The organism is Enterococcus sp. DIV0175 (genome assembly GCF_050529075.1).
In the GTDB taxonomy this organism is placed as follows: domain Bacteria; phylum Bacillota; class Bacilli; order Lactobacillales; family Enterococcaceae; genus Enterococcus_B; species Enterococcus_B thailandicus.
On record NZ_CP172880.1, the window covers coordinates 966,860 to 977,653 of the forward strand.

Here is a 10,794-nt window from a genome sequence, read left to right on the forward strand (position 1 = left end):
ATTTGATTCATTTAGGAGGTGAACAATTGAAGAAACATTTATATCCAGCAATCAGTGTCGGTGTTCTGCTACTGATTTGGCAAGTCAGTGTTCAGCTGTTACAGACACCAACCTTTATTTTGCCTAGTCCAATTGCCGTTTTTCAAGCACTGCTTGCTGATAGACAGACGCTGTTTTTTCATTCACTCACGACTTTGAGCGAGGCACTGTTAGGATTAGTAATTGCAGGAATCATTGCCTTTTTTACAGCATTATTGATGGACTTTTATGAGTTACTAAAGACCGCAATCTATCCCATTTTAGTAGTATCACAAACGTTACCAATTATGGTTTTGGGACCGTTACTCACGTTGTGGTTTGGTTTTGGACTGGCGCCGAAAGTGATTTTAGTTATTTTGATGAGTTATTTCCCAATGGTCGTTTCTTTTGCGGATTCATTGAGTAAAGCATCAAGGGAACAAATTATTTTTTTACGAACAATGGGCGCCAGTAGGGGACAGATCTATCGAATCTTCAAAATTCCTGAAGGGCTTGCAGGTTTCTTTTCTGGGCTAAAAGTTGCAGCGACTTATTGTGTTAGTGGCGCAATCGTTGGGGAATGGTTAAGTGCGCAGTCCGGATTAGGTTATTACATGATCCGTGTAAAAAACAGTTATCAAATCGACAAGGTTTTTGCAGCAATTCTTTGTGTAATCGTTCTTAGTTTATTGCTTAATGGATTGAGTGTGCTCATGAAGAAAAGTTATTATTATTGGTTATATACTAGAGGATAGGAAGAGGAAGAAAATGAAAAAAATGTTATGGCTAGTACCAGCTTTGTTATTATTTACCGCATGCGGAGCAAATAAGCAAGAAACAAGTACTACGGATTCAACAAAAAAGTTAACGGATGTCACTCTCGTGTTGGACTATGTACCAAATACAAATCATACAGGTATCTATGTTGCAAAAGAACAAGGTTATTATAAAGATGCTGGCTTGAATGTGAACATCATTGAGCCAGGAGGTGATTCGACAAGTATCGGCTTAGTGGGCGCAGACAAAGCACAATTTGGTGTGAGCTATCAAGAAGACATCACCTATGCACATGCTGACGGACAAGCTATTCCAGTTAAGGCGATTGCGACAATTATGAAGCACAATACTTCTGGATTTGTTGCAGCGAAAGATAGCGGGATAACGAAACCAAAAGACTTTGAGGGAAAAACCTATGCAGGTTGGCAAAGTCCTAGTGAAGAAGCAGTATTAAAAGCAGTCATGGAACACGATAACGCAGATTTTTCTAAATTAACGATTGTTGGAAGTACCGGGGAAGGACCCGAAGCTTTAGGAAAAGGTGTCGACTTACAATGGTATTTTGAAGGTTGGGATATGGTTAAAGCAAAAGAAGCAAAAATTGAATTGAACTATCTTCCGTTAAGAGAACTGGATGAACGCTTAGATTATTATACTCCTGTTATCATTACGAGTGATAAAATGATTGCACAGGAACCAAAAGTAGTTCAAAAATTTATGGATGCAACGAAAAAAGGTTATCAAGAAGCAATTAAGCATCCACAAGCAAGTGCAAAAATTTTGCATAAGTACGCGTCAGACAACGAACTAAGTTTCTTGGAAGAATCACAAGCATTTGTTTCAGAAAACTATACTGATGAGCCAGAAAAATGGGGATTGATGCAAGAAAAAGTATGGGATAACTATACTGATTTCATGAAAGAGAATGGATTAATCAAAGAAAAAGTAGAGGCAAAAGAATTATTCACGAACCAATTTATTCAATAGGAGGAAAAAATGTGGCAATTGAAATCAATCAGTTAACTGTAACGATTGATAACTTAGAGATTTTAAAAGAAATTGATCTTATTGTTGAAAAGAATTCTTTTGTATCAATCATTGCACCAAGTGGAGCTGGTAAATCAACCTTGTTGAAAGTTTTAACTGGGGTAATATCACCAACTTCAGGAGAGATTTTCGTCGATGGTGAGCCAATTATGGGATTAAACACAGCGTTTAGTTACATGCCACAAGAAGATTTATTATTACCATGGGCTAGTGTTTTTCAAAATGTTACATTGTATCAAAAAATCAATCATCAAAAAATTGACCAAGAAAAAGTAATGGAAGAACTACAATTATTTGGATTGAAAAAATATAGTGGTTTTTTACCAGAGCAACTTTCTGGTGGTATGAAACAGCGAGTTGCATTGTTGCGAACAATGATGAACCCAGCTGACTACTTGTTGTTAGATGAGCCATTTGGTGCGTTGGATGCGATGACTCGAAGTCAGATCCAAGATTGGCTACTTCAGCTACCGAAACAAAAAACGAGAACCACGTTACTAGTGACCCATGATATCGAAGAAGCTATTTATTTATCCAATCGAATCATAGTGCTGTCTGCTCGGCCAGCGCGAATCATTGCAGATATCAAGTTACCAGAAAAGCATCGAACAAGAAGCTGGCTTGGAGAACAAGCAACATTAAAGCAAAACATCTATCAGTTGTTAGAAGGTGAAACACATGTTGATTGATGGACATTGCCATTTGGCAGGAAGTACAGAATTAGCACAGCGACAACAAAAATATCAGATTTTGACGATTCTTAATTGTGATTCGCCGGAAGAATGGGAAGAAAACCAACGATTAACCAAAGAGGGAGACCTTCAACTGTTAAGTTTTGGGGTTCATCCTTGGAAGGCAGATCAATATCGATTTGAAGCCGTTTTACCTTATTTAGAAAAAGCGAATATAATTGGTGAAATCGGATTAGATAGTGTGTGGACAGAAGTGCCGCTGGCAACCCAACTTACTATTTTTGAACAACAACTAATTTATGCAATGGAACGGCAAAAGCCAGTTGTTTTGCATACAAAAGGATGCGAAGCAGAAATTTTATCATTGATCAAAAAATATCCCAATCGTTACTTGATCCATTGGTATTCGAGCATGGCGCTTCAAAAAGCTTATATCGACTTTGGTTGCTATTTTACCATTGGAATTGATTTGCTGCGAAATAATGCAGTGAAAGAATTAGCAAAAAAAGTACCACTTGATCGCTTGTTGATTGAAACAGATGGTTTGGCGGCCATCGAATGGGCATTAGATCGAAAAGTACAGGTTGATGATTACGTGTCGATTTTAAGGTGTCACTTACAATCATTAGCTAAATTAAGAAATATTGAGTCAACGATTCTGGCAGAGAAAATGACGAAGAATCTGCAAGTATTTATTAACGGCTAAATGTAAGATTCAAGTACTTCGCCAAATGTTAGTGGTCATGTTGGACAATAACGAGGTTATCAGTTTTCGCTTCTGTTAAAATGAAGAAAAGCTTGTCTCGTGGAAATTCTTTTAGTGATCAAGTTTGATTGATGCACTGCAAGAAAATACTTTCTACTTTGTAAAAGGCTGTGACAAGTTTTTGTCACGGCTTTTTTTGAGGGCATATGCAGAAAGGAGAATGGCCAAAACATCCGTTCATAAAAAGAAAAAATTATTCATGAGTGAGGGGGAAGTAAGATGCAAAATTCATTTGAAAAAAATATCGACCAGTTATCTCAAGAACAAAAGGAGTTATTATTTTTAATTCACTTAGCAATGGAAGAATTACAAGTTGTAGGGGAAGAAAATCAATCAATGAATCGTTTGCTTACACAATATTCTCTTAAAGAAACCTTGTTCGTTTTTGAACTTTATGTGTGTAATGTTCAATATGACATCAATAGAAACATGAGTAATAAAATTTCAATGACCAAATTTCACGAGTTGTTGCCAGACTATTCAATTTATGAGAAAAAATACCAGTATGAGTTATTAGGACAGATGTATCAGGAAGTTCGTTCGAATAAAAAAAGTGTCCATTTACAAGAAACAAGAATGCAAAAGGACTTGGTCACACAGCTGAACGATGCGAGAATGCGAAAAAAATTAAAGAAGATGGCAGCAAGTTGGTAATCTTCAATGTTCATTTTTATTTATGAGAATATTATTAAAAAATAAAAGAATAAAAGAAAAAATTGACTGATGAATAAAAGGACGATACATAGCAGAGTTTGATTGAGTAATAAGGGGACTTATTACTCGATTTTTTTGTTTTTATAACAATTTTAAATTATAATATTTGATTTTTCACTCTGTTTTGTTATAATAATCACATGCGAAGATAATAATTTTAATCTTTCTATAATTTTTTGCGGTGATTTTCCGAATATTTCGAAAAAAACGCTATATAAGTTAACTTTATAATTATGCTAATTTGCTTGAAAGATTACTAAAAAATTTTAAGTGGGAGGTGTTGGTCTTACAATTAGAAGGCTTGTTGTTTGAAAAACAAATAATGAATAACGAATTTTTTGAAAAAATAAAGGATAATTTTGATTATTTGTTATGCGGGAGAAAAAATGGATTCAGTCAGGTGTATAGCCTAGCAGTCGGTAAAAATTGATTTTGTAAAACGCTTTATAGCAATTATAATTCTACAGGAACTAAGAACTGGTTGGATGCTTGATTGTTATTTTTTACTGACTCTATTTTCAGGAGAATCAACATTTTTTATCTGTAAGGGGAAAGACAGTTTGTTCCTTTTGGACATAGTTAAGTAGAAATAAGTAAACAATTCTTGATAAACATAAGTTCCTTTCAATTGCTGGTTTCTTATTTTATGAAACCATTTGAAATGAAGGTATCTTTCAATCATGTGGTTCGTAGGATTGAACAATGTTACATATTTATTTATAGAGTGGGGTGTAATAATGAGAGCTTGTCTAGATAGTCGATTAAGTCGACAATTAGCAATTCTGGAAACCTTGTGGGATTCCGAATGGATGACCAGTGAGGAGTTAGCCGAACGAACAGGGAATTCTGAAAAAACGATTCGAACAGATATTCCAATTATCAATAAGTATATTTATCCTTTAAGTATCGAGACCTCATTTAAACTGGGGATATTTTTAAAAAAAGATGTAACTATTCCGAAATCATACATATATGCAGCTATTTTAAATGAAAGTTCAGAATATGATTTACTTGAACAAATCTTTTTTGCAGATAATCTAAAAAAGATCGATTTGAGTGAACAATTGTATACTTCTGAATCACAAATTACACGCTGGTTATCGAAAATCAACCAATCTTTGGAAAATTATGAGTTAAGAATCGATAATGCGTTACAAATCAATGGTGATGAACAAAAAATTCGTACGTTCTTCTCTTGTTTCTTTCTGGAAAAGTATGGTTCACCAGAGAAAAAATTTCCTTATGAGCAAGTTCAAGTGATTGATCGCTTGATCGAAGACTTTTTGAAGGAAAATATTGCAATTGTTTTTGCAAATTCCAAACAGCATTTTTCTCTTAGTCGCCTGAAGTTTCAATTACTAATTAGTATTGAACGGATGAAGAGAAAACATGAGATTCAAACAGAAAAATTAGTTAATGGATTTTCATTCTTGATGGTTGAAGCTAGTTTGTGTGAGGAATTTAAAGCAATATTTGGCTTGGAACTAACGAGTCATGTATTACAACAACTATTCCAAGAATATTTTTATCCATTTTATCCTTCTCGAGTGAAACAAGGACATGAAGAACTAAGTCCACTAAAAATCAAAAATAAAATCGAAGAAATCATTGATGAATTATCGAAGGTCTACCATGTCGAGTGTGATTACCGAGATAAAATCGTTCGTGATATTTACTGGACGACATTTCAAATTTGCGGGCCAACCTATATTTTGCATGACAAGAAAAAAGAGTTTTTTGAGGGTATTTTAGCGGATAGCCCAGACTTGGCACAATTTTTACATAAAAAGTTTCAACAGATTTTTTCAGAAGTGGAGCTTTTCAAACAAAGAAAAGTAGATGAGATGGTTCACCAAGCCATTTTTGAATTGATGACTTCTTGGGCAAGCTTACGCTTGGGCGTGCGCCAATCCACTATCACGGTGACCGCTGCATTGATGTTAGATACGACTTATGAACATATGAAAATGGTTAAAGAAGAGATCGAATTTTATTTCCGGCATAAAATCAAAATTGATATTATTGACCCTTATGTAAAACTCGATCGTGCCAATTTTTCCAACTATGATTGTCTACTGACAGATACGTATACAAGTAACACCTATCCAATTCCGACAATTGGTATTTCAAATTACTTAAATGATGATACGATCTCCAAACTACTGGACTTTGTTTATTTAAAAAGGGAAGAGTCCAAAGAGGTTTTTGCAAAAAGCCATTTAAATAGTATTGGCTTATTAAAGGAATGATGAAGTTATTTGTCAAAATAAAAAAACGGACACCCACTGGGCTGTCCGTTTTTTGTTTTGACTTTTTTTCTTAGTACCAACCGTTTGCTAACCAGAATGATTGAGCAGCTTCCCAAGAACCATAACGTGAAGAAACATAAGCGTCTGCTACACGTTCTTGATTAGCAGCTGAGTAGTCACCGTTCAAGTATGATGAATCTAATTGGTAACGACCGATGTAGCGACCGTTAGTTGCTGTATAAGAACCGCTTGATTCTCTTTGTGCGATCCATTCTTTTGCAGAGTTAGAAGTAGTAGCTACTGCTTCTGTTGTTTCAACTGCTGGAGTTGCTTGAACTGTTTCTTGAACAGGTGCTTGAGCAACTTCTTGTGTTGTTTCTTGTTGAACAGGTTCAGCTTGAACTGCTTCTGTTTGAGGTGCAACATCTGTTGTTGAGCCTTGCTCTGAGGTTGGAATAGTTAATGTTTGACCTGCAAAAATCAGATTGATATCTGAAATTGAATTAGATTGAGCAATATGGTTAATCAAGGAGTTATCGCCAACATATTTTTGTGAAATAGTTGATAATGAATCGCCTGATTGAACAGTGTACGCTTCGTCTGCGTGTGTTGTTGTTCCCATAAATAATGCAGCGCCGGCAGCCAGAGTTGTTCCTAATAGTACAGTTTTAAGTGATTTCATATAAAATAGTTTCTCCTTTTGAGTTGTTCGAATTTTGTTGTTGTGATCAACTTGGACTACTTTAACATGGAAAAATATTTCATAGGTAAAAGGTTCATGACAATTTGTGACAAAAGTCGCTTTTTTGTAATCTTTTTAGTAACGTACGTAAAATGAATGATTGGAAAGCTTGCTAAATCAAGAAATTACTTGAAATGTTTCTGACTTTAGGCTTGTTTAGTTACGAAAAAATCGATTATCCAAAATTTTTTTTATAGAAATAAAAAGTATGGATTTCAATTTTGTTTTGGTAGTAAAACAAAATGAAAAACTCGTTATAATTCATTTTGTAATTATTTTTGGAGGTGCTTATGAAACGGAATTATTCGATTGACTTGATTAAAACAATGGCTGCCTTTTTTGTGGTAGCTGTTCATTTTTTATTAAATAGTGGTTTTTATGATCAAACGATTCAAACAAATCTTACCCTTTTTTGGATGATGACAAGGCAAGTGACAATAACTGCTGTGCCATTGTTTTTATTGTGTACAGGTTTCTTGATGAATCGTAAGAAACTTTCTGTTTCCTATTTATTGAATCTGTTTCCTGTTTTGTTCTTGTATGTCAGCATTTCTTTAGTTGGCTGGCTGAGAATGGTTGTGATGGATGAAGGCGTGAGTTTGACTGATGCACTTTTTGGTATTTTGGATTATTCAACCAATACTTATTCTTGGTATGTGGAAATGTATATAGGGTTGTACTTGATGATTCCCTTACTAAATTTGATTTGGCAAGCAAATCAGAATCAGTTTTTCCATCGATATGTTGTTGGGGTATCGCTTTTTTTATTTTTTGGGCCATCTTTGTTGAACTCATTCGGAAAAGTGGTTCCAGATTTTTGGATTGATGCTTATCCAATTGGCTATTATTTCATCGGTGCCTATTTATTTGAATATCAAGAACAGTTTAAAAAGTTTAAGAAAACTTGGGTACTTTTACTCATAGCTATTTTCGCATTCTTTGTCTTAGACGTGATACTTGATTATCAGACAACGTATCAAGATTTTGCCGGGAATCAATACAACGGTTTTGAACCACTGATTGTTAGTTTTTTGATTTTTGTGTGTTGTTTGCGCATACCAGTAACGAAAGGATTTCAACTGCCTATCAGAAAGTTGAGTCAATGGACGCTTGGAATCTATCTGATGTCAGACGTTACAGACCAACTCGTTTATCCGATTGCAAGAATGTTGTTGCCAACGATGGAGCAGCGCTTGACCTATGGTTTTGTAATCATCTTAACTAGTTTCAGTTCAGCAGTTCTTTTTAGTTATCCATTTGAACGGAGCAGCGAATGGCTACGACGAAAATTGCGGGGCGGACAATCAGCAGAAAGGAAAGACCAACATGTTTCTTCTAAAATTCATTGATTATTATACGATTGGTTATCCAATTCTGATGTCTATTTTATGGTCGGTTGGCGCATACTTTTCGAGAATCAAGTACACCAAGCAAGAATCATTAAAAAGTTATCCAAAAGTTTCAATCGTTTTATCTGCTTACAATGAAGAAGAAACGATTCAAGAAGCGATGTCTGCTTTGAAACAACTTGCATATCCCAACTTGGAAATCATTGTGGTTGATGATAAAAGTACAGATAATACGTTAATGCTCCTTGAACAAATCAAACAAGGATTTTCTAAAGAAAAAGAATTGAAAATTCTTGCCCAACAAAAAAATGGCGGGAAAGCAACTGCGCTGAATACAGCTTTGGAAATGGTTAGTGGAAAATATTTGCTGGTATTAGATGCAGATGCTTTGTTGGCACCAAACTCAGTGGAAATCTTAGCTGCAGAGTTAGAGAGCTGTTCGATAATTGGTGCGGTGACAGGGAAGCCGGTGGTACGTAATCGCTCAACTTTGTTAGGAAAATTACAGACGTTGGAATACGTTGGAATCATTGACGGAATCAAGCGCACGCAAACATTTATGTTAGGTGCAATCATGACAGTTTCAGGTGTAATCGTGATGTATCGCGTATCAAGTTTAAAAGAGGTTGGTGGGTTTAATCCCGAGGTTATGACAGAGGATATTGATGTCACTTGGAAACTGCATCGCGCAGGTTGGCGCGTGACATATAACTGCCGCGCACTTTCTTATATTTTAGTCCCAGAACGTTATTTTAGTTTATTGAAACAAAGAAAACGTTGGTCGATTGGTGGATTGGAAGTACTTCTCGGGAATTTTTCATGGGTCATGGGGGGTGGCGATTTAAACTATAAGTTGTTACTCGGCGAAATGATTTTGAGTCATCTTTGGGGCTGGACATTTGTGTTTAGCACGTTTAATTATCTCGTTGCAACTTATTTTCGACAGGAATTACATGTCGCAGGTGGTGTTGTTGTTTTGTTCATTTTATTGTCTATCTTACTATTTTGGATTGGTGTCAATGGCGATGAGAATGATAGTCAGCTCAAACTGCAAGACAAACTAACTGTTCCTGTTTATTTGATGTTTTATTGGTTAACCAATCTTATTAGTGCAATTTCTTCGGAATTTGCTGTAATCACAGGGAAGACAAGTAAAGGAAAATGGGAAAGTCCAGATCGAGGTGTATAAAATGGATCATTTGATTATTCGAAAAAAGATGTTTACGCGTAATTTACTTTCGACAATGTATTTATTGATTGCGTGGTGGTTATTTTTAGCGTTATTGTTTTTGATGTTTTGTTCATTGTTAGGTTATTATTCTGATGCTATTGGCGCCATTTTTTTATTGGTTGACTTTCCGTTGACCCAAATAACAGATATTTTGCATCTTATTTTTGCTTTACTGGCGATTTTTATTGTGCCAATTTTGATTGGAATCGTCGCACTGAAAACAACAGGAGGTACGCAATGAAACGAGTGAATCGATTACTTACCAGTTTATTGAGCTTTTGTCTGATTGGTGTTGTTAGTTTTCTACTTTTTAACCAGACAAAACAACTAGTGGAAAGTGAAGTGAGTACTGGTTTTTCTTATGCTCCTTTATCAGATGAAGATGGAGTGATCGTTTTATGTTATCATCGTGTACTAGCAGATAATTTTGTGGTTGAGGCAGTTTCAAAAATGTCAAAAAATACCCAACTTCATCAATTTAATGTACCATTGAGTGATTTTACTCAACAAATGCAGGACTTAAAGGAAAGAAAAGTACCTGTTTTAACAATGGATCAATTACTCGAAAAACGTGCAAAGAAAGAGTTAACTGGGCGAAATGTGGTGATTACATTTGATGATATCGATGTTACGTTACCAAATAACGCTTTTCCAGTTTTAGAGAAAGAGAAGTTCCCCTTCACCGCTTTTGTGATTACAGGCGAGACTGGAAATAATCTTTCTGGCTCGCAGATGGCTAGTTGGTCACAGATAAAAAAGTTGGCGGCTTCGCCCTTAGCCACATTTGGCGTGCATACCAATGATTTACATTATCAAGAAAAAGGAAAACCCGTATTGTCGACTAACTTACCAAAAAAAACAATGATTGATGACTATAAAAAAAGTCAAGAAATCTTTAAACAGGAACTTGGGTATCAAGCTGATTATTTTGCTTATCCTTACGGGGCAAAAAACAAACGACTAACAGACTACATGAGTCAAAATCAAATCAAGGGTATCTTCAGTTTAGAAACTGGTGTTGTTACGAATGAAACGTTGACTACTGACATGCCGCGATTGATAGTCACTAAAGAAAATTGGCCGACATTATTACATTGGCTAGATAACGATACAAATTAAAAAAATTGCAAAAAATAATGAAGCTGATACTTCTTAGCGAGTTTCTCGTACAAACAAAAAAGAGAAAGGAGTTAACTAAAAAGCGTTATA

At 35.3% G+C, this 10,794-nt stretch carries 11 protein-coding genes; 10 read left to right on the forward strand and 1 reads right to left on the reverse strand.

Annotation, left to right across the window (positions count from 1 at the left end):
* Nucleotides 1-26 precede the first annotated feature (26 nt).
* From IGJ76_RS04690 to IGJ76_RS04715, 6 genes are all read left to right on the forward strand, one after another.
* Complete coding sequence (locus tag IGJ76_RS04690) at nucleotides 27-773, forward strand: ABC transporter permease (protein ID WP_071869393.1); 747 nt, start codon at nucleotides 27-29, stop codon at nucleotides 771-773.
* Between the two features lie 13 nt (nucleotides 774-786).
* Nucleotides 787-1,782, forward strand: coding sequence for an ABC transporter substrate-binding protein (locus IGJ76_RS04695; protein ID WP_071869394.1), 996 nt, complete (start codon nucleotides 787-789; stop codon nucleotides 1,780-1,782).
* A gap of 11 nt (nucleotides 1,783-1,793) precedes the next feature.
* Complete coding sequence (locus IGJ76_RS04700; protein ID WP_430596758.1) at nucleotides 1,794-2,531, forward strand: ABC transporter ATP-binding protein; 738 nt, start codon at nucleotides 1,794-1,796, stop codon at nucleotides 2,529-2,531.
* Nucleotides 2,521-3,240: a TatD family hydrolase gene (locus IGJ76_RS04705; protein ID WP_430596759.1), complete on the forward strand. Its 720-nt coding sequence runs from the start codon at nucleotides 2,521-2,523 to the stop codon at nucleotides 3,238-3,240. The genes IGJ76_RS04700 and IGJ76_RS04705 overlap by 11 nt, the downstream gene beginning before the upstream one ends.
* A gap of 279 nt (nucleotides 3,241-3,519) precedes the next feature.
* A complete protein-coding gene (locus tag IGJ76_RS04710) occupies nucleotides 3,520-3,954 on the forward strand; it encodes a hypothetical protein (protein ID WP_430596760.1) in 435 nt (144 codons plus the stop codon).
* Nucleotides 3,955-4,751: 797 nt separating this feature from the next.
* Nucleotides 4,752-6,263, forward strand: coding sequence for a helix-turn-helix domain-containing protein (locus tag IGJ76_RS04715; protein WP_075492236.1), 1,512 nt, complete (start codon nucleotides 4,752-4,754; stop codon nucleotides 6,261-6,263).
* 70 nt (nucleotides 6,264-6,333) lie between these two features.
* Here IGJ76_RS04715 and IGJ76_RS04720 read toward each other — a convergent pair whose 3' ends face one another.
* Nucleotides 6,334-6,945, reverse strand: a complete 612-nt coding sequence (locus tag IGJ76_RS04720; protein WP_071869456.1) for a LysM peptidoglycan-binding domain-containing protein — start codon at nucleotides 6,943-6,945, stop codon at nucleotides 6,334-6,336.
* A 350-nt stretch (nucleotides 6,946-7,295) separates the two neighbouring features.
* On the opposite strand from IGJ76_RS04720, the gene IGJ76_RS04725 reads away from it, so the two are divergent.
* The 4 genes from IGJ76_RS04725 to IGJ76_RS04740 are packed head-to-tail and all read left to right on the forward strand — an operon-like array spanning nucleotide 7,296 to nucleotide 10,704.
* Entirely contained in the window at nucleotides 7,296-8,354 is a 1,059-nt protein-coding gene (locus tag IGJ76_RS04725; RefSeq protein WP_218658165.1) for an acyltransferase, read from the forward strand.
* On the forward strand, nucleotides 8,332-9,543 hold the full coding sequence (locus IGJ76_RS04730; protein ID WP_430596761.1) for a glycosyltransferase family 2 protein: 1,212 nt from the start codon (nucleotides 8,332-8,334) through the stop codon (nucleotides 9,541-9,543). The genes IGJ76_RS04725 and IGJ76_RS04730 overlap by 23 nt, the downstream gene beginning before the upstream one ends.
* A gap of 1 nt (nucleotide 9,544) precedes the next feature.
* Nucleotides 9,545-9,826: a hypothetical protein gene (locus IGJ76_RS04735; RefSeq protein WP_067484153.1), complete on the forward strand. Its 282-nt coding sequence runs from the start codon at nucleotides 9,545-9,547 to the stop codon at nucleotides 9,824-9,826.
* Nucleotides 9,823-10,704, forward strand: a complete 882-nt coding sequence (locus tag IGJ76_RS04740; RefSeq protein ID WP_270346753.1) for a polysaccharide deacetylase family protein — start codon at nucleotides 9,823-9,825, stop codon at nucleotides 10,702-10,704. Before IGJ76_RS04735 ends, IGJ76_RS04740 begins: the two co-directional genes overlap by 4 nt.
* Nucleotides 10,705-10,794 lie beyond the last annotated feature (90 nt).